The sequence below is a fragment of the Embleya scabrispora genome (genome assembly GCF_002024165.1).
Lineage (GTDB): Bacteria > Actinomycetota > Actinomycetes > Streptomycetales > Streptomycetaceae > Embleya > Embleya scabrispora_A.
Genome location: NZ_MWQN01000001.1, coordinates 1,850,236 through 1,871,757, shown reverse-complemented (window position 1 = coordinate 1,871,757; position 21,522 = coordinate 1,850,236). Strand labels below are relative to the sequence as shown.

Sequence of the window (21,522 nt, the reverse complement as noted above, 5' to 3'; positions counted from 1 at the left end):
GGAGCGCGCGCATGGTCGACGTCGGCATCTATCTGGACCTGCGCAATCCCGTCGAGTGGCGGCAGGACTGGTCCCGGCTGTACGCCTTCACGCTGGAGGTGTGCGAGGAGGCGGACCGGCTCGGCGTGCACTCGATCTGGACCACCGAGCACCACGGCTTCGACGACGGCTACCTCAGCCAGCCGCTCACTCTGGCCGCCGCGATCGCCGCGCGCACGAAGCGGGCCCGGATCGGCACCGGCGTCACCATCGCGCCGCTGCGCCACGCCGCGCACCTGGCCGAGGAGGCCGCGATCGTCGACCTGGTCAGCGGCGGGCGGCTGGAACTGGGCATCGGCACCGGCTACCGCAGGCCCGAGTACGACCTCTTCGACCGGGGCGACCTGCTCGCGACCCGATTCGGCGCCACCGACGCGAGCGCGCGCGAGATCCGCCGGTTGTGGGAGACCGGCACGATCAGCCCGCCGCCCGTACAGCGCCGGCCGCGCATCTGGCTGGGCTACCAGGGGCCGCAGGGCGCGCGGCGGGCCGGGCTGCTCGGCGAGTCGCTGCTCACCGCGAACCCGGCGATGGCCGCGCCGTACCTGGAGGGCCTGCGGGCCGGCGGCCACGATCCGGCGACCGCGCGGATGGCCGGGCTGCTCAACGGCTGGATCACCGAGGACCCGGAGCGGGACTGGCCGGTGGTCTCCCGCCACCTCGCGCACCAGTGGGACGGCTACCACCGGTACGCGGTAGAGGGCACCGGGGCCGAGCCGCCGCGCCCGATCGACCCGGACCGCTGGCGGGCACGCGGGTTGTCGGCGGCGCCCGGCCACTTCCTGCACACCACCCCGGAGGACGCGGCGCGGGAGATCCGGGCATACGTAGCCGATACGCCGATCGAGACGGTGTGGTTCTTCGCCTCGCTGAGCGGGATGACCGAGGACATGGTGCGCGCCCACGTGACCACGCTGTGCACTCGCCTGGCGCCCCTGGTGGCATAGCGCCTCGCCCGCCCCGCCTCCGGCGCCCGCTTCGCCCCCGCCCCCGCCCCCGGCGCCGCGACGGGCGCCGGGGGCGGTGAAGCGGCCGGGCGGACGCGCGTGGCACGGACGATCGACCGTCCGCGATCGACGGCGGGATCCGAACGGTTTCGGGCAGGATGAGACAACGCCCGCGAGGATCCCCCCGGGCGTTGGTCGGGCCTGACCGGTTATGCTGCGTCAGGCTGTCCGGCAGTGGACGGCAAGGGGCGGTAGCTCAGCTGGTTAGAGCAGGGGACTCATAATCCTCTGGCCGTGGGTTCGAGTCCCACCCGCCCCACCCGTTCTTTTCGGCGCCGTCGAGTGCCGTCACCACTCCTTGGTTGCTGTGTGTTGTCAGGCGACTCTTTTCCGTAGTCGAGTCAGAGCTTAGCGGGCTCCCGAGGGTTTCCGGGAGTGAAATCACTCGAACGGGCTATCCCCAGGTGTATCCCTGGCGGGACGTCACCTCGGCGAGCGTGCGCTGGCCGGACGCGCTCGGGTGGAACCAGTCCCAGTGGCTCACGTCGTTCTTGCCGAACCGCTGGGTGTTCACCACGCCGCCGTCGTAGCGGCAGTTGGCCCAGGTCGAACACACCTCGCGCAGTTTGGCGTTGTACGCGGTCACCCGGTCGCGGACCCGCTGTCGGCGGTCCAGCGCGTCGGGTTTGGTCGACTGCGGGTCGTCCAGCATCGACTGGCACACGTTGCCCACCGACCACACCGCGCGGGCCAGGAACTCGTCGTGCCCGGTCTCCCACATGCGACCCAGGTCCGGGATGCTGACCACGAGCACCCGCGTGTTCGGCAGGCCGGTGCGCAGGATGCCCAGCGCGTCGCGGAACTGGCTCTCGTAGGTGCCCGGCGAGGTCATCTCGTCCACGGTGTGCCGACAGGCGTCGTTGGCGCCGATCAGGATCGTGACGTAGTCGACCCGCTGGCCGACCGCCTGTCGGGCCTGAGCCGCCAGATCGGTCATTCTCGCGCCGGTCTTCGCGTTGTTGAACACGGCGTCGGCCGGCAGGCCGAGCCGTTTCGCGTGGCTGTTCACATCGGCCGAGGTGCCCGTGGCCCACGACTTCTCCGGGCAGTCCTGGAGGGGTGAACAGGTATCGAACCCCCGGGTGATCGAGTCGCCCAGGGCCGCCATCGAATGGGGCCGGGGCGGCACGGTCGCGGTGGGTGGATTCTCGGGTGCCGGCGACAGCACCTTGCCATTGGGCTGTTCGGCCGAGGTCGGGTTGCCGGGCTTCGGGGTTTGCCCACCGCTCGGCCCGGCAATAAGCCGATCCCCGGCAGCCGCCGGACCGGCCTCGTCGCCGTCGCCCGAATCCATGCAGGAGGACAACGTCAACAACGCCGCGACCACCGTCGCGGTTGCCGCCCCTACTCGTCGTTTCCGACCCACGCCGCCCCCTCCGCCCCCTAGCATCGACACGACGATGTCCATCGACGGTATGTCACTCCTTCGTGTGAAGGCCGACAATGCCGGGAGTGGCGTCGTCGGCGGCCGGGCACGTTGAGTGCAGTGGCTCACCATTCCGAGACGGTGAGTAACGAATTGTTCCTGCACATCGGACAATTGCCCACATGTGATTACGGACAGCAACTGGTGCCTGTGGTACATCCGTGGTCTGTGGGGCACAATGGAAGACCGGGATTCGAACAGGCAGTCCGAGACAAGGCTTGAGGCCGCTGGGGAAGGCGAACCTCGTCCTTGAAGCCTGGAGGTCCCGGTGACGACACGTGGAGTTCTGTACGTGCACTCCGCGCCGCGTGCGCTGTGCCCGCACGTCGAGTGGGCCGCAGCGGGCGTTCTTGGCGTGCGCGTGAGTCTGGACTGGGTCCGCCAACCGGTGGCGCCCGGGATGTTGCGGGCCGAGCTGTGCTGGCAGGGCGCGCCCGGTACCGCGTCGCGCCTCGCCTCGGCGTTGCGCGGCTGGCACCTGCTGCGTTTCGAGGCCACCGAGGAGCCCTCGGCCAATGCCGAGGGGGAGCGCTACAGCAACACCCCCGAGCTCGGCATCTTCCACGCCGTCACGGGGGCGCACGGCGACATCCTGATCCCGGAGGATCGGCTGCGCGCGGTGCTCGCCCGGGCGGCGCGGGGCGAGGTCGATCTGCGCTCCGAGGTGGAGAAGTTGCTCGGCAAGCCGTGGGACGACGAGTTGGAGCCCTTCCGCTACGCGGGCGAGGGCACCCCGGTGCGCTGGCTGCACCAGGTGGTCTGAGCACGCGGGGGATCCCCGAGACGAAGACATGCGTATAGACATACCGATACGAGCGGCCCTCCCGAATCATCCGGAAGGGTCGCTCGCGTCTCCGCCTTGGGGCCGAGAGCGGCCGTCGGAGCGGGCTGTCGGCAAATGCGCCCCGGGGTTCCGGCGGGTCGAACGATCGCCCCGGCGTGGGGAATTCGTCCCTTTTGCGGATTGCCCCGGGTCGGGCGGCGCCGGTACCCGAGTACTCGAGGGCACGTCGACTCCCCGGTGCGCCGCGCCGGATTCGGCCGCGAACATTCGTGCCCCCGCCGCGAGATCCGCGACGGGGGCACGAACGGGTGTACGACGACGGAGCCTTACTCGAAGCTGCGGAAGGCGACCACGACGTTGTGTCCGCCGAAGCCGAACGAGTTGTTCAGCGCCGCGATCGCGCCGTCGGGCAGCGTGCGCGGCTCGCCCCGCACGATGTCCAGGTCGACCTCGTCGTCGAGGTCGTCGACGTTGATCGTGGGCGGCGCGAGGCGGTGGTGCAGGGCGAGTACGGTGGCCACCGACTCGACCGCGCCGGTGCCGCCGAGCAGGTGACCGGTCATCGACTTGGTGCTGGTGACGGTGACCTTGTCGGCCGCCGCGTCGCCGAGCGTCGCGCGGATCGCCTTGAGCTCGGTGACGTCGCCCGCCGGGGTCGAGGTGCCGTGCGCGTTGACGTGCACGATCTCCTGCGGCTCCAGGCCGCCGTCGGCCAGGGCGAGCGCCATCGCACGGGCGATGTCGCGGCCGGTGGGCTCGGGCTGGGCGATGTGGTGGCCGTCGGAGCTGAGGCCGGCGCCCGCGACCTCGGCGTACACGCGCGCCCCGCGGGCCGCCGCGTGCTCGGCGCTCTCCAGGATCAGGACGCCGGCGCCCTCGCCCATCACGAAGCCGTCGCGGCCCTTGTCGTACGGGCGGGACGCGCGCTGCGGCTCGTCGTTGCGCTTGGACATCGCCATCATGTTCGCGAACGCGGCCATCGGCAGCGGGTGGATCGCGGCCTCGGTGCCGCCGCAGACCACCACGTCGGCGCGGCCCGAGCGGATCATCTCCAGGCCGTAGGCGACCGCCTCGGCGCCGGACGCGCACGCGCTCACGGGGGTGTGCACACCGGCCCGCGCGCCCAGCTCGATGCCGACGTTGGCCGCCGGGCTGTTGGGCATGAGCATCGGCACGGTCAGCGGGCCGACCCGGCGCGGGCCCTTCTCGTGGAAGGTGTCCCACGCGTCGAGCAGGGTGGTGACGCCGCCGATGCCGGAGGCGATGACCACACCCAGGCGGGTCGGGTCCACCACGAGGGCGTCCGGGGCGTCCTCGGGCGCGGTGTTCTTCGCGGCGTAGCCGGCGTCGAGCCAGGCCTCGCGCGCGGCGATCATGGCGAACTGGCCGGAGCGGTCCAGGCGCCGCGCCTCGACCTTCGGCATGACCTCGAGGGGTTCGACCGCGATCCGCGCGGCGAAGGTGACCGGCAGTTGCTCGGCCCATTCCTCGGTCAGCGCCCGCGCGCCGGACGTGCCCGCGAGCAGCGCGGACCACGTGGTCGCGACATCGCCGCCGACCGGCGTGGTCGCACCCAGACCGGTGACCACCACGGCCCGCGTGGCGTCGTTGCGCTCGGTCGACTTCACTGTCTTCTCACTCTCACGCTGGGGGTTCGGGCGGTCCGGCGCGCCGAGGGTGCGGCGATGCCGGGGCCCGTGGTGTGACTGCGACGGACCGGGCCGGACGCGCGAACGCGGTCCGGCCCGGAGAACGACCGGCGCTACATCCGACCTAGGCGGCGGCCTTGACGATGTAGTCCACCGCGTCGCGGACGGTCTTGAGGCCCTTGACGTCGTCGTCCGGGATCTTGACCTCGAACTTCTCCTCGGCCGCCACGACGACCTCGACCATCGACAGCGAGTCCACGTCCAGGTCGTCGATGAAGGACTTGTCCAGCTCGACCTCGTCCTGGGGGACGCCGGCGATCTCGTTGACGATGTCGGCGAGGCCCTCGAGGACCTGCTCCTGGCTAGCCATGATGCTCCTTGATTGGAATCTCTTGCGGTGACGGTAAAGCTGTGCTGCGCGTCCGATCGGTGCCTCACGGCGACCGACGGGGGACTACGGAAGCGTAATGACCTGCCCCGCGTACACGAGGCCGGCCCCGAATCCCATGATCAACGCGGTTCCGCCGCTGACCGCTTCGCCGCTTTCGAGCATGCGCTCCATGGCGAGCGGAATGGACGCGGCGGAGGTGTTGCCGTTCTCGGCGATGTCGCGGGCGACCGGCACCTCGGGGGGCAGCTTGAGCGCCTTGATCATCGCGTCGGTGATCCGCATGTTGGCCTGGTGCGGGATGAACGCGTCCAGGTCCTCGGCCTTGACGCCGGCCGCGTCCAGGGCCTGCTCGCAGACCTTGGCCATCTCCCACACGGCCCAGCGGAAGACCTTCTGGCCCTCCATCTTGAGCGTGGGGAACTCCTGTTCGCGGTCGTCGCGCAGGTCGTTCCAGTCGACGGTCTGGGTGATCGCCTCGGACTGGGAACCGTCCGAACCCCACACCACGGGGCCGATGCCCGGGGTGTTCGAGGGGCCGATCACCACGGCGCCCGCGCCGTCGCCGAAGATGAACGCGGTGCCCCGGTCGGACAGGTTGGTCAGGTCGCTCAGCCGCTCGACGCCGATCACCAGGACGTACTCGGCGCTGCCGCCGCGGACCATGTCACTGGCCAGCGAGACGCCGTAGCAAAAGCCCGCGCAGGCCGCGGAGACGTCGAACGCCGCCGCCCGGCCGCCGCCCGCGCCCAGGCGGTGGGCGATCTCGGTGGCGATCGCCGGGGTCTGCTTGAGGTGGGTGACCGTCGAGACGATCACGCAGCCGACCTGCGAGGCGTCCAGACCCGCGTGTGCGAGGGCCTTGCCGGCCGCCGCGACGGACATCTCGGCGACGGTCTCCTCGGGGGAGGCCCAGCGCCGGGTCCGGATCCCGGAACGGGACTGGATCCACTCGTCGGAGGAGTCGATCCGGTCCACCAACTCGGAGTTGGGCACGATCCGGGCCGGGCGGTAACCGCCGACGCCGAGGATGCGCGCGTGCGCGGCTCCGGCGCGGGGGGTGATGGTTGCGGTCACGCGTGGTCCTCCCGTACGGGTTCGAGGCCGGGTGGGTTCGCGGCCGGGTGCAGAGCGGGTGTCGCGACGAGGGTCACGACGGGCTCTGGGGGGCGGCCGGGCCGCCGTGTGCCTCGACCAGCCTCCGGGCGGCCTCGAGGTCGTCCGGGGTCTTCAGCGCGACCGTCTCCACGCCCGGCAGGGCGCGCTTGGCCAGAGCGGTCAGGGTGCCGGCCGGGGCGACCTCGATCAGGCCGGTCACGCCCAGGGCCTTCATGGTCTCCATGCACAGGTCCCAGCGGACCGGGTTGGAGACCTGGCTGACCAGGCGCGCGACCACGTCGTGGCCGTCGCGCAGCACGGTGCCGTCGGAGTTGGACAGGAACGGGACGCTCGGGTCGCGCACGGTCACGCCGGGGACCAGTTCGGCCAGGCGGCTCACCGCAGGTGCCATGTGCTCGGTGTGGAACGCGCCGGCCACGGCCAGCGGTCGCAGGCGGGCCTTCTCCGGCGGGTCGGCGGCGAACGCGGCCAACTGCTCCAGGGTGCCGGCGGCGACGATCTGGCCCGCGCCGTTCATGTTCGCCGGGGTCAGACCGTGCTCGGCGATCTTGGCGAGCACTGTCTCGGGGTCGCCGCCCAGGACCGCGCTCATCCCGGTCTGCGTGACCGCGGCGGCGGCGGCCATCGCCCGGCCCCGCTCGCGTACCAGGGTCAGCGCCGTCTCGGCGGTGATCACCCCGGTGGCGGCCGCGGCGGTCAGCTCGCCGACGCTGTGGCCGGCGGCGGCGCCGACCACGTCGGGGACGTCGTCGGGCTGCGGGAACAGCGCGAGCGCGGCCGCCAGACCCGAGGCGACGAGCAGCGGCTGGGCCACCGCCGTGTCCCGGATCTCGTCGGCGTCGGCCTTGGTGCCGTAGTGGATCAGGTCGAGGCCGGTGACGGCCGACCACCAGCGCAGCCGATCGGCCGCGCCGTCGAGGTCGAGCCAGGGGGCGAGGAATCCGGGCGTCTGAGCGCCCTGTCCGGGGGCGACGAGTACGAGCACGAGGTCAAGCCTCTCTCCTGCGGGGGGTGGCATCCCCTTATCGGCAGGGACGAAGATCCGATGGTGACTTTGTTGGGTTCGTACAAATAGGGGAGGACTAGCTCTCGATCGCGGCCAGTCGGCCGAGGATCAGCGAGACCTGGAGGGTGAATGCGGAACGGGTCTCGGTCGGTACGAGGCCGGTGACGTCCACGACGCGTCGCAGCCGGTAGCGCACGGTATTGGGGTGGACGAAGAGCATCCGGGCGGCTCCTTCGAGACTCGCCGCCTGCTCCAGGTAGACGGAGAGCGTCTCCAGGAGCGCGGAGCCGGCCGCGTGCAGGGGTATGTAGATCTCCTCCACCAACTGCTCCCGGGCCTCGTCGTCTCCCGCGAGCGCGCGCTCGGGCAGGAGATCGTCCGCGGAAACCGGGCGCGGCGCGTCGGGCCAGGCCACGCACGCGCGGTGTCCCGACATCGCGGCCTGGGCGGAGCGCACGGCGGCCAACAGGTCGGGCACCTGGGGGCCGACCACCACCGGACCGGGGGCGAACTGGCCGATCAGCGACCGGGTCGCGCGGATCGGGTCGTCGGTGCCGCCGAGGATCACCACGAGCCGCTCGCCCTGCACCCCGGTGAGCACGTTCAGCCGGGCGTGTCGGCCCGCCCGGTGGATGCCGTCGACGACCTCCTGGGCGTCGGCGTCCGGGGCGTTGCCCACCACGACCATGACCGAGTCCGGCGAGCCCCAGCCGAGCGCCGAGGCCCGGGACAGGATGCCCTCGTCGGCCTCGCCGCGCAGCAGCGAGTGCACCACCAGGGCCTCCAGGCGGGCGTCCCACGCGCCGCGCGTCTCGGCGGCGTGCGCGTACACCTGCGCGGTGGCGAAGGCGATCTCCCGGGAGTACAGCAGCAGCGACTCGCGCAACTCCTGCTCGTAGCCGGGCGCGGCCAGGGTGGCGATCTCCGCCTCGACCACCTCGATCGTGGTGCGGATCAACTCGACCGTGTGCGGCAGCGTGATGGTGCGGGTCAATTCGCGCGGCGCCGTGCCGAACACGTCGGCGCTGACCTTCTGCGGGGTCTCCGGATGCCGGAACCACTCGGTGAACGCGGAGATGCCGGCCTGGGCCACCAGGCCGATCCAGGACCGGTTGTCGGCGGGCATGTTCCGGTACCAGGGAAGCGCCTCGTCCATCCTCGCGAGCGCCGCGCCCGCCAGAGCGCCGGCGGATTTCTCGAGCCTGCGGACGGTCGCGGCACGGAGGTCGGGTTGGGGGCTCACGGGGCCATTGTCCTCTGCCGGACAGGCGGGAGCGCCGGGGGTTGGGTTTGGGTGGGGTGTGGGGGTGTGGGGTGGGGTGGGCGAGGGGTGTGGGGCGTGTGGGATGGGGTGGGCGAGGGGGCGGGGCGTGAGTTGTGTGGGGTGGGCGCGGGTGTGAGGTGGGTTGTGTGGGTGGACGGGTCGTGAACGAGTGAGCGGAGTTGTGGAGTGAGTTGTGTGGTGGGGGCCTGAAGGGAGCTGCGTGGGCGGGGGAGTCGCGAGTGAGTTGGGTGAGTGAAGGAGCGGGGAGCGAAGTGGGTTGGGTGGGGGAGCAGGGCGCGAGGTGAGTTGTGAAGTGAGCTGCGTGGGTGGGCGGGGGTGTGAGGTGGGCTGTTGGGGTGGGCAGAGTCGTGAGGTGAGGTGCGTGCGTGAGCAGAGTCGTGAGGTGAGCGCGTCGGGTGGGCCGGGGTCGTGGTGGCGGCGGCGGCTTTTTGTTGGGCGCTTCGCGCCGGCTCGCGAGGCACCGCTTTTCTGCTCCCCCGCTTCGCTCCTCCGCAGAAAAGCGGCACCCCGCTCGCGGCTGTGCGCCCCTCCGCTTCGCTCCGGGTCGCCCAGCCCAAAAAACAAGCGGCGGCTCCGCCGCTCTCCGCGCTGCGCGCGTCGATCACCACCTCGACCAGGGTCGTGGGCGCTGACGCGCCGACGGGATACACCAACGACTCGGGTCACCGGGCAAGGCCCGTGTCGTGGCGGTGGCCGGTTCGGGTGGGGTCCGCGTCGTGTCGCGAGCCTGGCGTCTCGACCGCTCGTCCCCCGTGGCGCGTCAGCGCCCACGAGAGGGGCTGCCCACGCGATCGACGCGCGAAGCGCGGAGAGCGGCGGAGCCGCGGTGTTGTGGGTCGGATGGCCCGGAGCGAAGCGGAGGGACAGCCGACCCCGAGCGAGGGGCCGCTTTTCTGCGGAGGAGCGAAGCGGGGGAGCAGAAAAGTGGTGCCTCGCGAGCCGGCGCGGAGCGCCCAATAAAAAGCCGCCGCCGCCGACACGATTCCGGTCCGGAGTCAGGCTGCGGTTTCGACTCGGGTCTGGTGCTTGGCTTGCGTTGCGTTGCGTTGCGTTTCGGGTCCGGAGTCAGGCTGCGGCCTCGACCCGGGTCCGGTGCCTGGCCTGCGATGCGTTTACGGTCCGGAGTCGCGTTGCCCACACGACTTCGCCCCGCTCCTTCGTGCCTGTCGCTTCCTCCGTTCCGTGCCTGCGGTCTTCGTGGGGCGGCCGGCGTCGTTACTCGATGCCGTCTCGCCCGTTGCCGTGTCTCGGGCGGATCGGGTGGACCCGGGGGCGGCCGTCCGGGCCCCTGTCGACGGTGACGCTCGCCTGGTAGTGCTCGGCGATCGTGTCGGGGGTGAGTACGTCGGCGGGCGGGCCGGAGGACACCGCTCGGCCGCCTACCAGCATCAGCAGGCGGTCCGCGTACTGGGCGGCCACGCCCAGGTCGTGCAGGGTGGTCAGGACGGTCAGGCCGTCGGTGATCCGCAGCGTGTCGACCAGTTCCAGGACCTGCTGCTGGTGGCCCAGGTCGAGGGCGGTGGTCGGCTCGTCCAGGAGCAGCACCGGCGCCTGCTGGGCCAGGGCGCGGGCCAGCACCACGCGCTGCCGTTCGCCGCCGGAGAGCCGGCCCACGTCGCGGTCGGCGAAACGGCCCAGGTCGAGGCGGTCGATCACCTCGCTCGCGATGGCGCGGTCCCGGCGACCCGGGCGGGCCAGGTACCCCAGGTGGGGGGTGCGGCCGAGGAGGACGTACTCGTGGACGGGCATCCGGTCGGGCACGACCGGGTTCTGGGCCGTGTAGGCGATGGTTCGGGCCGACTCCCGGGCGGAGAGGCCGCGGACCGGGCGGCCCGCCACGGTGATCTCGCCCATGTGGGGGAGCAGGCCGGCGACCGCCTTGAGGAGGGTGGACTTGCCGGCGCCGTTGGGGCCGATGACCGCCACCCACTCGCCCGGCTCGACGTCGGCGCGCACGTCGCGCAACACGGGGACCCCGTCCCGGTCGACCCCGGCCGCGCGCAGCGACAGGCGCGCGCTCACACGTCCACCTTCCGGGTGCCGCGCAGCACGAGGACGAAGAACGGCGCGCCGACGAACGCGGTGACCACGCCGATCGGCAGTTCGCCGGGCGCGGTCAGGGTGCGGGCGAGCACGTCGGTCAGGACCAGGAACGTGGCCCCGCACAGCAGCGACATCGGCAACACCCGCCGGTAGCTGCCGCCGACGAAGCGGCGCACGAGGTGCGGCACGACGATGCCGACGAAGCCGATCAGGCCGCTGATCGCGACCGCCGACGCGGTGGCGAGGGACGCGGCGAGCAGCACCACCAGCCGGACCCGGCCGGCCCGGACACCCAGGCCCGCCGCCTCCTCGTCGCCCACCGACATCACGTCCAGGAGGCGGCCGTGCAGGACCAGCACCACCGTGCTGAGCAGGGCGTACGGCAGGACCATGCGCAGGTCGGCCCAGCCGATCCCGGACAGCCGGCCGAAGAGCCACGAGTAGATCCGGCGCAGTTCGTCGGTGTTGGCGGACTGGACGTAGGTCTGCGCGGCGGCCAGGAACTGGGCGACCGCCACACCCGCCAGGACCAGGTTCGCGGTGCCGCCGGAGCGGTTCGAGGTCGCGCCGATGGCATACGCGAGCAGCACCCCGCCCATCGCCCCGACGAAGGAGGCGAGCGGCACCACCGGCACACCGCCCACGCTGTCCCCGTGGGCGTACACGATCACCAGCGTCGCGCCCAGCCCCGCGCCGGAGGCCGCGCCGAGCAGGTACGGGTCGGCCAGCGGATTGCGGAAGACGCCCTGATACCCCGCCCCGGCCAGGGCGAGCAGCCCGCCCACGGTCACCGCGGCCAGCACGCGCGGCAGCCGCAGGTCCATCAGCACGGCGTACTGCACCGGGGTCAGTCCGTGGTCCAGGTGTACGAACGGCAACTCGTCGAGCAGCGCCAGGCACACTCCGCGCACGGGCAGATCGGCCGCGCCCACGATCAGCCCGAGGACGACCGCGCCGACCAGCAGCCCGCCCGCACAGAGCAGGGGTGGCAGCGCCGGCCGGCGTCGGGTCGGCAGGAGATCCCGCATGAGCCGGCCGTCAGCTCTTCGCCGCACCGGCCTTGGTGACCGCGTCCGCCACGGCCCGGACCAACTCCACCACGCGCGGACCCCAGCGCGAGGCGATGTCGTCGTCGAGCGCGACCACACCGCCGCCGCGCACGGCCTTGAGCCGGTCCCAGCCCGGGCGCTTGGCCACGGTCTCCGCGCTCTGGCCGCCGCCCTTGGCGTCGGCGAGGAAGATCAGGTCGGGGTCGGCCTGCACCAGGGCCTCGGCGGACAGCTGCGGGTAGCCCGAACCGCTCTTGTCCGCCTCGTCCGCGATGTTCTTCAGTCCGAACTGCGCGTACACCTGACCGATGAAGGTCTTCGAGGTGGAGGTGAACAGCGTGTTGTCCAGCTCGTGGAAGTAGGTCAGCGGCTTCGCCGGCTTGGGCGTCGCGGCGACGACGGCCGCGATGTCGGCCCTCATCTTCGTCGCCACCTCGCCCGCCTCGCGGCTGTGGCCGGTGGCCGCGCCCAGCGTGTTCAGCTGCGCGTAGGAGTCGTCGAAGGTCTTCGCGGCGGGCGTCAGCACCACCGGGATCCTCAGCTTGTTCAGCGCCGCGACCACGCCGTCGGCGTCGTCGGTGGTCACCACCAGGTCGGGCGTGTAGTTGCTGATCGCCTCGACGTTCGGCTTGAAGCCGGACAGCTTGGTCTTGGGCGCGTTCGCCGGGAAGTTCGACTGGTCGTCGACCGCGGTGACCTGGCCGCCCGCGCCGATCGCGTACAACATCTCGGTCGCGGTGGGTGCGAGCGAGACGATCTTCTTCGGCGCGGCGGGGATGGTGACCTTGGCGCCGCCCGAGTCCACGGTCACGGGGAACGCCTTGGCGTCGGGGCCCGACCCGGTGCCGGCGCCGGACGCCGCGGGCGTGCCCTGGGTCTTGTCGTCCTTCGAGTCGTCCGAGTCACCGCAGCCGGTGAGGACGAGCGCGCCGAACAGCAGCACGGCGGCGGAACGCAGCAGGGGTACGGATCTCAACGCAAACTCCAGGTCCACGGGACGCGGCAGGCGTCGGGACCCGTGGGGACGGATCGCCCCTCCTGCGAGGCCGATGTCGTCGGCGCGGACGAGGCGACCCGGCTCGGCGACCCCGGGAGCGGGGTGGGCCATCACGGTTGCGGGACAGCGCCGGGATCACACCGGACTTCGCTGCGTTCGACGCCGTCGGCGACAAACCGGTCGCCGACGCGCGAACGATATCAACGCCGTCGTTCACCCTCGGTGATTGGGGGTGGTTTGCCGCCCCGCGAACCCCCGGTCCACCGTCGCTCCCGACTTGACCCACCCGCGGGATCGGGTGCTTGCTTGGAGTGCGCTCGAACTCCGTAGCGTTCTCGTTGTGCCCGTCCCACCGGGGCGGGCCTCCCACCGGAGGCTTCTCGATGTCGGTACAGCAGACCCGGCCGTCCGCGGACTACGAGGTCGGCAAGTACTCGATCGGCGAGGTGGCCGAACGCACCGGTCTGACCGCGCACACGCTGCGCTGGTACGAGCGGATCGGCCTGATGCGGCACGTCAGCCGCCAGGGCCCCCGGACGGGAGGGAACGGTGACGGGCGGGGGAGTCGTCGTCGCTACAGCGACCACGATCTCGACTGGCTGGAGTTCGTCGGCAAGATGCGCCTGACCGGGATGCCGGTGGCGGACATGCTCCGCTACGCGGAGTTGGTCCGCCAGGGCGATCACACCCGGCGCGCGCGCCGAGAGTTGTTGGAGGACCACCGCGAGGAGGTCCGCAACCGCATCAGCGATCTCCAGAGCTGCCTGCTCGTCATCGACTACAAGATCGAGACGTACGCGGACGCGGAAGCGAGCAACGACGATGAGCACTCTCAAGCTGGGTGAGCACGGCCCGGAGATCTTCGCCCAGGGCCTGGGCTGCATGGGCATGAGCGCCTTCTACGCGGGCGCCGAGCACGACGAGTCGGTGGCCACCCTGGAGCGGGCCCTCGACCTGGGGGTCGACCTGTTCGACACCTCGGACGTCTACGGCCCGCACACCAACGAGGAACTGCTCGGGGCCTTCCTGAGCGAGGGCGCTCGACGCGACCGGGTCACCCTGGCCACCAAGTTCGCGATCGCGTACACCCCCGAGGGCAAGCGCGAGATCCGCGGCGACGCGGCCTACGTCAAGCAGGCCGCCGAGGCCAGCCTGCGCCGGCTGCGCACCGATGTGATCGACCTGTACTACATGCACCGCCGCGACGTCCGGGTGCCGATCGAGGAGACGGTCGGCGCGATGGCGGACCTGGTCCGCGAGGGCAAGGTCCGGCACCTGGGCCTGTCCGAGGTGACCGCGAAGGAACTGCGCGCGGCGGCGGCCGTGCACCCGATCGCCGCCGTGCAGTCGGAGTGGAGCCTGTTCACCCGCGACATCGAGGAGAGCGTGGTGCCCGCCGTGCGCGAGGTCGGCGCCGCGCTGGTGGCCTACTCGCCGCTCGGCCGGGGCTTCCTCAGCGGTGCCTGGGCCAGCGCCGAAACGTTGCCCGAGGGTGACTTCCGCCGTGCCCAGCCGCGCTTCACCGGCGACAACGCCGCGGCGAACGCCGCGATCCTGGCGCCGCTGCGGACGATCGCCGAGGCCCACGGCGCCACTCCCGCGCAGATCGCGCTCGCCTGGGTGCAGTCGCGCACCCGGGTCTGGGGCCTGCCGGTGGTGCCGATCCCCGGGACCACCAAGCGGCACCGCCTGGAGGAGAACGTGGCGGCGGTCGACCTGACGCTGACCGAGGCCGAACTGGCCGCGCTGGAGCCGATCGCGGGGCAGGTCACCGGGGCGCGCTACCCCGACATGGCGGCCACCTTCAACGACCGCGACTGAGCGCAACCCCGAGGCCGCCCCGCACGGGGCGGCCTCAGCGGCGCCGGCCCTCGCGCTCCAGACGGTCCACCACGTGCTGCCGCAGCAGGCCCTCGAACCCGGACTCGCGGATCCGCCGGGCCAGCGCCGACGGCGTGGTGCGCAGGGCGGTCGCCGCCACGTCCAGGGCCCAGCCGTGCGTGTGCAGCGTGGTGAGCAGGTGGCCCCGGCGGATCTGCGCCGCGGACAGCCGAAACGTCTTGCAGTAGGCCAGCCGCCCGTCCTCGTGGACGATCCGCTCGCCGATGTGGTTCTCCTCGTCGAGCCGGAACGAGGGCAGGAACCGGGACAGCTCGAACGGCCCCAGCCGGTACACCGACTCGCTCGTGTAGGCGCCCTCTGCGGTGAGGCCGGACAACATCAGATGGTGGAACCGCTCCCAGGCCCCGGCCTGCCCGGCCGCCGCCCGGCGCAGGTCGGCGAGCGAGGACACCCGATCGGCGTCGATCCCCACCACGAAGTCCGGCACCGCCTCGACGTAGTTCGCGTAGTGGAACAGCACCTCGCCGTACAGGTCTTCGAGCAGCGTCGCGTGCAGGGCCCGGTAGTCGGACGGATGCGGCACCACGAACACGCTCGCGAGCGTGTCCGCGACATACAGCGCGACCCCGCACTGGCCCCGATGGATCTCGAACACCTTGAGCGCGTCGGCCAGACCGCGCACCGCGTATCCGCAGTACGCCTCCTCCATGCGCGGCGACAAACCCTCGCGCACGGCCCGGTCGGTCCACTCCTCCCACACGATCGAGGGCCCGCCGAAGTGCAGCGCGAGATATCCCTCCATGGCCAGGTGCATCGGCAGGAAACGCAGCCGATTGCCGACGCCGCCGCGGGCCATCCGGCGCAGCGCGCGCCGGGCCGGCATCTTCATCCGCGCGGTGCGCGGCGTGACCGGGCGCTCCTGGAGCTGGGTGCCGAACGCCGCCGTCCGGTCGCCGTCGGGATCCCACGACGCGACGAACGCGTGCGGAATGAAGGAGCGGTAGTAGGTGCCGTCGCCGACGTCCACGATCGAGGGATCACCGACCTCGTGGACCCGTCGATCCAGGCGCAGGCCGACCAGCGGCTCCTCCCGCACCAGCGGTACCAGCCGCACCGCGCCCCACACCTGCGCGGGTCGGGCGACCAGCCCGGTCGCCGCGAAACCGCCGCTCACGCCGCCGCCTTCCGGGACCGGAACCGGTCCTGCCGATCCGCCAGATAGCGGCGCAGCTCGGCGAACCCGGCCCGACCCTCGGCGAACCGGGCCAACTCCACCAGCGCCGGCACGTCCTCGGCGTCGCGCACACCCACCGTCGGCACGCTCGCCGACAACCGCTTCACGTCGAAGCCCTCCGCGTCGTACACCGGGTTCAGATGCACCACCGCGGTCGCCCCCGTCGGGTCCAACCGCTCGCGCCACACCCGCAACACCTCGGCGGCCAGCCCCGGCGGACTGTTGTCCCACCCGTCCGAGACCACGATCAGCCGGTCTGGGGCAAGCTCCAGCGCGTCGATCAAGCGCTCGCCCAGCGGCGTCGGCCCGCTCGGCCGCACCAGCAGCGGATCGTGCGTGCCCGAGGTCCACAACCCGGTGAACTCCTCGGCGAGCGCCTTGAGCAGGAACCGACACGCGAGTGCCACGGCCAGCGGCCGCTGCCGCTTCGCGGTCGAACCGAAGGACGAGAAACTGTCGTCGAGCACCGCGACCACCCGCCCCCAGGTGCCCGCGGCGGGACCCGCCACACGGCGTGCGGAGACGGTCATCGCGTGGCGCAACTCGTCGTGCCGGGACGCCCGTTCGGTCTGCGACAGGGACAGTACATACGACGCGAGCCGGGTCAGCGGCATCGCGGTGAGATCGGCCCGGACCGCCGCCACCCCGGCGCGCTCGGCCGCGTCCTGCAGGCGCAGGCGCTCCAGGCGGGTCAGTTGCGGGGCGATCTTCTCCAGGAACGTGGCCCGCTTGATGCCGTGCATCGAGGCCAGCCCCTCGGCCACGCTGTACGGCAGGTCGTAGAGCGCGCGCTGTGCGTAGTGCGCCTGCCGCCACGTCTCGAACAGCGGCGTGCCGAACGCAGACACCTTCCGCGGCGAGCTGAACAGGAACGTCCCCGTCTCGGCGGGCACTTCCAGATGGGCGTGCCGCATCGTCGCCTTCACCCCGGTGCGGTACTTCACCGCGTCGAAGACCGGATCGCGGCGCTGCGCGGTCCAGTCCCGCATGATCGCCCGGGTGCGCCGGTTGTTGACGCCGCGCCCGGCCAGCTCGCGAAACAGTCGCCAGACCCGCTGAGGGGCCATCAGTTCCAGCCGGCGGGCGATCAGTTCGCCCTCGCGGCGGCGCACCTCGGGGGTCAGGTCGCGGCTGCTCACCAGCAGGTTGCGCACGATCAGCGCGGCGTTGAAGTCGTTGATGTCCAGCGCCAGGGACGCGGCGTAGAGCTCGCGGTAGTTGCCCAGGATGTATTCGTGCAGGAACTCCACCGACAACCGCTGTGCGCTCGCGTCGTCACGGAACTCGCGTTGCCCGGTGGCGGTCACCGCCGCGTTGACGAACATCACCACGTCTTCGCAGGCGGCCAGGTCCCGGCGGTCCACCACGCATCCCCTCGGCCCGAGCAAAAGTGGGTGCCGGCCGGGGAATGGAGGAGCGAACAGCGAAGTGACGCTTGAGAGGCGGTTCCGAAAGTCGCAAACCGAAGTCCCGCGGCCGGCCCGGAAAGTCTAGACCGGGGAGTTCGCGGCGGCGCGGGAAATAACGGCCGAGGCCCCGATCCGCGCACGGATCGGGGCCTCGGCCGCACTGTCGGCGGGTCACCGGCGGGTCAGGCGTCGCCGCCGACCGTGCCCACTCCGGCCGCCTTGACGTCCAGGAGCTGGTACTGGGCGATGGCCTTGGCCACCACGCCCGGGTCGATCTCGCCCCGGCGGGACAGCTCGGACAGCACGCCCACCACGACGGACTCGGTGTCCACGTGGAAGAAGCGCCGGGCCGCGCCGCGGGTGTCGGCGAAGCCGAAACCGTCGGTGCCGAGCGACGCGAAGTCGGCCGGGACCCAGCGCGAGATCTGGTCCGGGACGGCCCGCATCCAGTCGCTGACCGCCACCACCGGGCCGGGCCGGCCGTCGAGCACGCGGGTCACGTACGGGATGTGCGGCTCGGCCTCGGGGTGGAGCAGGTTGTGCTCCTCCGCCGCGACCGCGTCGCGCCGCAGCTCGTTCCAGGACGTGACCGACCAGACGTCGGCGACCACGTTCCAGTCCTGGGCGAGCAGCTTCTGCGCGTCCAGCGCCCACGGCATGCCGACACCGGAGGCGAGGATCTGGGCGCGCAGCGCGCCCTCCTTGGCGGGGCCGTCCTGGTAGAGGTACAGGCCCTTGAGGATGCCGTCCACGTCGACGTTCGCGGGCTCCGCCGGCTGCGCGATCGGCTCGTTGTAGACCGTCATGTAGTAGAAGACGTCCTCGGCGTTCTCGCCGTACATCCGGCGCAGACCGTCCTTGACGATGTGCGCGATCTCGTACGAGAAGGCCGGGTCGTACGCCACACAGGCCGGGTTGGTCGAGGCCAGCAGCTGCGAGTGCCCGTCCGCGTGCTGGGTGCCCTCGCCGGTCAGCGTGGTGCGGCCGGCGGTGGCGCCGAGCACGAAGCCGCGGCTGAGCTGGTCGGCCATCTGCCAGAACTGGTCGCCGGTGCGCTGGAACCCGAACATCGAGTAGAAGACGTACACGGGGATCATCTGCTCGCCGTGCGTCGAGTACGTCGATCCCGCGGCGATCAGCGACGCCACACAACCGGCCTCGGAGATGCCGTCGTGCAACATCTGGCCCTGCGCCGACTCCTTGTACGACAGCAGCAGTTCCCGGTCCACCGAGTCGTAGGTCTGCCCGTGCGGGTTGTAGACCTTCGCGGTCGGGAACATCGCGTCCATGCCGAAGGTGCGGTACTCGTCCGGCGCGATCGGCACGAAGCGCTTGCCGATCTCCGGGTCGCGCATCAGGTCCTTGAGCAGGCGCACGAACGCCTGCGTCGTGGCGACCGGCTGCTTCGAGCCCTTCTTCAGCACGCTGTAGACCGGGTCGCCGGGCAGCTTGAGCGCCTTGGACCGGTCGAGCCGCTGCGGCAGCGAGCCACCGAGCGCGGCGCGCCGCTCGCGCATGTACTCCATCTCCTCGGACTTCTCACCGGGGTGGAAGTACGGGGGGAGGTCGGCCTCGAGCTGCTCGTCCGAGATCGGCAGGTAGAGCCGGTCGCGGAACGCCTTCAGGTCCGACTTGGTGAGCTTCTTCATCTGGTGCGTGGCGTTGCGCGACTCGAAGTTCGGGCCGAGCGTCCACCCCTTCACCGTCTGCGCCAGGATCACCGTCGGCTGGCCGACGTGCTCACGTGCCGACTTGAAGGCCGCGTAGACCTTGCGGTAGTCGTGCCCGCCGCGACCGAGCTTTTGGATGTCCTCGTCGGTCAGGTCCGACACCATGCGGCGCAGCCGCGCGTCGTCGCCGAAGAAGTGCTCGCGCACGTAGGCGCCGGATTCCACCGCGTAGGTCTGGAACTGGCCGTCGGGCGTCGTGTTCATCTTGTTCACGAGCGCGCCGTCGGTGTCCTGGGCCAGCAGCGGGTCCCAGTCGCGGCCCCAGACGACCTTGATCACATTCCAGCCGGCGCCGCGGAAGTACGACTCCAGCTCCTGGATGATCTTGCCGTTGCCGCGCACCGGACCGTCGAGTCGCTGCAGGTTGCAGTTGATCACGAAGGTGAGGTTGTCCAGCTCCTCGCGCGCGGCCAGGCCGATGTTGCCGAGCGACTCCGGCTCGTCCATCTCGCCGTCGCCGAGGAAGGCCCAGACGTGGCTGCGCGAGGTGTCCTTGATGTTGCGGTTGTGCAGGTAGCGGTTGAACCGGGCCTGGTAGATCGCGCCGAGCGGGCCGAGGCCCATCGAGACGGTCGGGAACTCCCAGAACTCCGGCATCATCCGCGGGTGCGGGTAGCTGGGCAGCCCGTTCGGCGCGGCCGACTTCTCCTGCCGGAAGCCGTCGAGCTGGGCCTCGCTCAGCCGTCCTTCCAGGAAGGCACGTGCGTAGATGCCCGGCGACGCGTGTCCCTGGAAGTAGATCTGGTCGCCCGACTCCCCGTGGTCCTTGCCGCGGAAGAAGTGGTTGAAGCCGACCTCGTACAGGCTCGCCGAGGACGCGTAGGTGGCGATGTGGCCACCGACGCCCAGGCCGGGGCGGTTGGCCCGCGACACCATGATCGCGGCGTTCCACCGGACGAACGCACGGATGCGCCGTTCGATGTTCTCGTCGCCGGGGAACCAGGGCTCGCTCTCCGGGGCAATCGTGTTGATGTAGTCCGTGCTCCGCAGGCCCGGCACGCCGACCTGACGTTCACGGGCCCGTTCGAGCAGCTTGAGCATGATGTATCGGGCTCGCTGGCGGCCCTGCTCGTTGATGACTGCGTCCAGCGACTCCAGCCATTCCCCGGTCTCGTTCGGATCGATGTCGGGGAGCTGGCTCGGGAGGCCGTCGCTGATGATCGAGAAGCGCTCTCGTCCGGAAGCCACGCTGTTCCTTCGCCTTATCGGTAGATGGGGACCCTCCCCGCGAGAGCGGGGTCGACCACCCTGAGCGGTGTCGCGCCGTCCCCATCGTGGTACCCGGACGTCGGATCCGTCATCTCTACCGACCGGTAATGGACCGGCGGGGTGCCCGCCTGCGTCTCATCCACCGATCATGTACCGAGCCCGATCCGTGTTCGGTTACCGCGACAGGAGCGGAGCTGCCCTGATCGTCCGGCTGTCGCCGGACGCTCCACGCGGCGGTTCGCGATTGCGGGGTGATGCAACCGTGAACCTCCAAGACCTTACGCCGACTGTCTTACGCACAGCGCACTGGCGTAGTTCCCTGGGAGGGTGTGAGTGGTTTCGCACCCCTTCGACAGGGAGGTCAGGGCTGATGCGGGCACGAATTGGCGACCGGCTCCACGTGCACGGGAAAACGGTCGGCCGAGGCGATCGATTCGGGGAGATCGTCGAGGTCAGGGGCCCGGACGGCGGGCCGCCGTACGTGGTGCGGTTCGAGGACGGGCACACCGGTCTGGTGGTCCCCGGCGCCGACGCGGTGATCGAGCGGGTCGGGGGCGCGGATCCGGCCGCCGGACGGCCCCGGCGCACCTGGTGAGCTTTCGTCTGTCAGGCTGGACCCTCGAATACGGTGCGTGATCCACGCCCGGTGGGGGTAGCTTCCGCAGGACATGTGGTGTGGCGTTTGCGCGAGTACGTGACCTGGGTACTTGCGCGAACAGCCTGGCGCGTGTGGACTTACGCGCGTGAGCCCCGAAGCGTTGTGGGGCCGGACAAGGGAGGTTGATTCGTGAGCGCGACCGCGGACCACGCGGAAGAGCGGGCCAACTCGGCCGTTCGACTTGGGTTCCAGCCCGGACAGGTGGTCCAGGAGCTCGGTTACGACGACGACGTGGACGAGGAGCTGCGCGAGGAGATCGCGGAACTCACCGGAAACGAACTCGTCGATGAGGACTACGAGGAGGACGTTGCCGACGTCGTCCTGCTGTGGTTCCGGGAGGACGACGGCGATCTCGTCGACACCCTCGTGGATGCCCTCGCCACGCTCACGGATGGCGGCCATATCTGGCTGCTGACCCCGAAGACCGGCCGGGACGGATATGTAGAACCCTCGGACATCGGTGAAGCCGCGCCGACGGCGGGATTGGCCCGCACGACGAGCTTCGGCGCCGTCAAGGACTGGTCGGCGACCCGTCTGGTGTCGCCCAAGGCGGTGCGCAGCGGCAAGAAGTGACTCGATGCCACTGCGGTAAGCAGACGAAGAGACCCCGGCGCGGTGACAAAGGTCACCGCACCGGGGTCTCGGCTG

General features: G+C 71.2%; 18 protein-coding genes and 1 tRNA gene. 7 read left to right on the top strand and 12 right to left on the bottom strand.

Annotated features, from left to right (window positions below; all coding sequences use genetic code 11):
- The first annotated feature begins 11 nt into the window (after positions 1–11).
- Both B4N89_RS08095 and B4N89_RS08090 read left to right on the top strand, forming a co-directional pair.
- Entirely contained in the window at positions 12–986 is a 975-nt protein-coding gene (locus B4N89_RS08095; RefSeq protein ID WP_078975223.1) for an LLM class flavin-dependent oxidoreductase, read from the top strand.
- A 245-nt stretch (positions 987–1,231) separates the two neighbouring features.
- Positions 1,232–1,305 (top strand) — tRNA-Ile (locus B4N89_RS08090).
- 135 nt (positions 1,306–1,440) lie between these two features.
- On the opposite strand, the gene B4N89_RS08085 is transcribed toward B4N89_RS08090, so the two are convergent.
- Entirely contained in the window at positions 1,441–2,412 is a 972-nt protein-coding gene (locus tag B4N89_RS08085) for an SGNH/GDSL hydrolase family protein (protein WP_235618521.1), read from the bottom strand.
- 328 nt (positions 2,413–2,740) lie between these two features.
- On the opposite strand from B4N89_RS08085, the gene B4N89_RS08080 reads away from it, so the two are divergent.
- Positions 2,741–3,235, top strand: coding sequence for a DUF3145 domain-containing protein (locus tag B4N89_RS08080; protein WP_078975222.1), 495 nt, complete (start codon positions 2,741–2,743; stop codon positions 3,233–3,235).
- A 347-nt stretch (positions 3,236–3,582) separates the two neighbouring features.
- On the opposite strand, the gene fabF is transcribed toward B4N89_RS08080, so the two are convergent.
- The 8 genes from fabF to B4N89_RS08040 form a co-directional block, all read right to left on the bottom strand.
- Entirely contained in the window at positions 3,583–4,884 is a 1,302-nt protein-coding gene (fabF, locus tag B4N89_RS08075; RefSeq protein WP_078975221.1) for a beta-ketoacyl-ACP synthase II, read from the bottom strand.
- A 145-nt stretch (positions 4,885–5,029) separates the two neighbouring features.
- Positions 5,030–5,275: an acyl carrier protein gene (locus tag B4N89_RS08070; protein ID WP_371863166.1), complete on the bottom strand. Its 246-nt coding sequence runs from the start codon at positions 5,273–5,275 to the stop codon at positions 5,030–5,032.
- Positions 5,276–5,359: 84 nt separating this feature from the next.
- Positions 5,360–6,370: a beta-ketoacyl-ACP synthase III gene (locus tag B4N89_RS08065; protein WP_078975219.1), complete on the bottom strand. Its 1,011-nt coding sequence runs from the start codon at positions 6,368–6,370 to the stop codon at positions 5,360–5,362.
- A 73-nt stretch (positions 6,371–6,443) separates the two neighbouring features.
- The gene (locus tag B4N89_RS08060) at positions 6,444–7,397 is read right to left on the bottom strand and encodes an ACP S-malonyltransferase (protein ID WP_078975218.1); all 954 of its coding nucleotides are present in this window, start codon (positions 7,395–7,397) and stop codon (positions 6,444–6,446) included.
- Positions 7,398–7,494: 97 nt separating this feature from the next.
- Positions 7,495–8,661: a PucR family transcriptional regulator gene (locus tag B4N89_RS08055; protein WP_078975217.1), complete on the bottom strand. Its 1,167-nt coding sequence runs from the start codon at positions 8,659–8,661 to the stop codon at positions 7,495–7,497.
- A gap of 1,257 nt (positions 8,662–9,918) precedes the next feature.
- Positions 9,919–10,725 (bottom strand): ABC transporter ATP-binding protein, encoded by an 807-nt coding sequence (locus B4N89_RS08050; RefSeq protein ID WP_078975216.1) that lies wholly within the window; start codon positions 10,723–10,725, stop codon positions 9,919–9,921.
- Positions 10,722–11,774, bottom strand: coding sequence for a FecCD family ABC transporter permease (locus B4N89_RS08045; protein WP_078975215.1), 1,053 nt, complete (start codon positions 11,772–11,774; stop codon positions 10,722–10,724). The genes B4N89_RS08050 and B4N89_RS08045 overlap by 4 nt, the downstream gene beginning before the upstream one ends.
- Positions 11,775–11,784: 10 nt before the next feature.
- Positions 11,785–12,771 carry an ABC transporter substrate-binding protein gene (locus B4N89_RS08040; RefSeq protein ID WP_235618520.1) on the bottom strand — a complete coding sequence of 329 codons (987 nt, stop codon included), beginning with the start codon at positions 12,769–12,771 and terminating at the stop codon, positions 11,785–11,787.
- Between the two features lie 404 nt (positions 12,772–13,175).
- On the opposite strand from B4N89_RS08040, the gene B4N89_RS08035 reads away from it, so the two are divergent.
- Both B4N89_RS08035 and B4N89_RS08030 read left to right on the top strand, forming a co-directional pair.
- The gene (locus B4N89_RS08035) at positions 13,176–13,637 is read left to right on the top strand and encodes a MerR family transcriptional regulator (RefSeq protein WP_078975213.1); all 462 of its coding nucleotides are present in this window, start codon (positions 13,176–13,178) and stop codon (positions 13,635–13,637) included.
- Positions 13,615–14,613 carry an aldo/keto reductase gene (locus tag B4N89_RS08030; RefSeq protein WP_078975212.1) on the top strand — a complete coding sequence of 333 codons (999 nt, stop codon included), beginning with the start codon at positions 13,615–13,617 and terminating at the stop codon, positions 14,611–14,613. Before B4N89_RS08035 ends, B4N89_RS08030 begins: the two co-directional genes overlap by 23 nt.
- Before the next feature lie 34 nt (positions 14,614–14,647).
- Here B4N89_RS08030 and B4N89_RS08025 read toward each other — a convergent pair whose 3' ends face one another.
- The 3 genes from B4N89_RS08025 to aceE form a co-directional block, all read right to left on the bottom strand.
- The gene (locus tag B4N89_RS08025; RefSeq protein WP_078975211.1) at positions 14,648–15,808 is read right to left on the bottom strand and encodes an ARPP-2 domain-containing protein; all 1,161 of its coding nucleotides are present in this window, start codon (positions 15,806–15,808) and stop codon (positions 14,648–14,650) included.
- Positions 15,805–17,235: a hypothetical protein gene (locus tag B4N89_RS08020; protein ID WP_101897021.1), complete on the bottom strand. Its 1,431-nt coding sequence runs from the start codon at positions 17,233–17,235 to the stop codon at positions 15,805–15,807. The genes B4N89_RS08025 and B4N89_RS08020 overlap by 4 nt, the downstream gene beginning before the upstream one ends.
- A gap of 224 nt (positions 17,236–17,459) precedes the next feature.
- A complete protein-coding gene (gene aceE, locus B4N89_RS08015) occupies positions 17,460–20,195 on the bottom strand; it encodes a pyruvate dehydrogenase (acetyl-transferring), homodimeric type (protein WP_078975209.1) in 2,736 nt (911 codons plus the stop codon).
- A 391-nt stretch (positions 20,196–20,586) separates the two neighbouring features.
- Here aceE and B4N89_RS08010 point away from each other — a divergent pair, with 391 nt between their 5' ends.
- Positions 20,587–20,811 (top strand): DUF1918 domain-containing protein, encoded by a 225-nt coding sequence (locus B4N89_RS08010; RefSeq protein ID WP_078975208.1) that lies wholly within the window; start codon positions 20,587–20,589, stop codon positions 20,809–20,811.
- A gap of 192 nt (positions 20,812–21,003) precedes the next feature.
- Complete coding sequence (locus B4N89_RS08005) at positions 21,004–21,447, top strand: DUF3052 domain-containing protein (protein ID WP_026217985.1); 444 nt, start codon at positions 21,004–21,006, stop codon at positions 21,445–21,447.
- The last annotated feature ends 75 nt before the right edge of the window (positions 21,448–21,522 follow it).

Coding starts and splice junctions, on each gene's coding strand:
- B4N89_RS08035 (WP_078975213.1), top strand. CDS start 13,176: ATGTCGGTACAGCAGACCCGGCCGTCCGCGGACTACGAGGTCGGCAAG.
- B4N89_RS08045 (WP_078975215.1), bottom strand. CDS start 11,774: ATGCGGGATCTCCTGCCGACCCGACGCCGGCCGGCGCTGCCACCCCTG.
- B4N89_RS08030 (WP_078975212.1), top strand. CDS start 13,615: ATGAGCACTCTCAAGCTGGGTGAGCACGGCCCGGAGATCTTCGCCCAG.
- B4N89_RS08010 (WP_078975208.1), top strand. CDS start 20,587: ATGCGGGCACGAATTGGCGACCGGCTCCACGTGCACGGGAAAACGGTC.
- B4N89_RS08070 (WP_371863166.1), bottom strand. CDS start 5,275: ATGGCTAGCCAGGAGCAGGTCCTCGAGGGCCTCGCCGACATCGTCAAC.
- B4N89_RS08095 (WP_078975223.1), top strand. CDS start 12: ATGGTCGACGTCGGCATCTATCTGGACCTGCGCAATCCCGTCGAGTGG.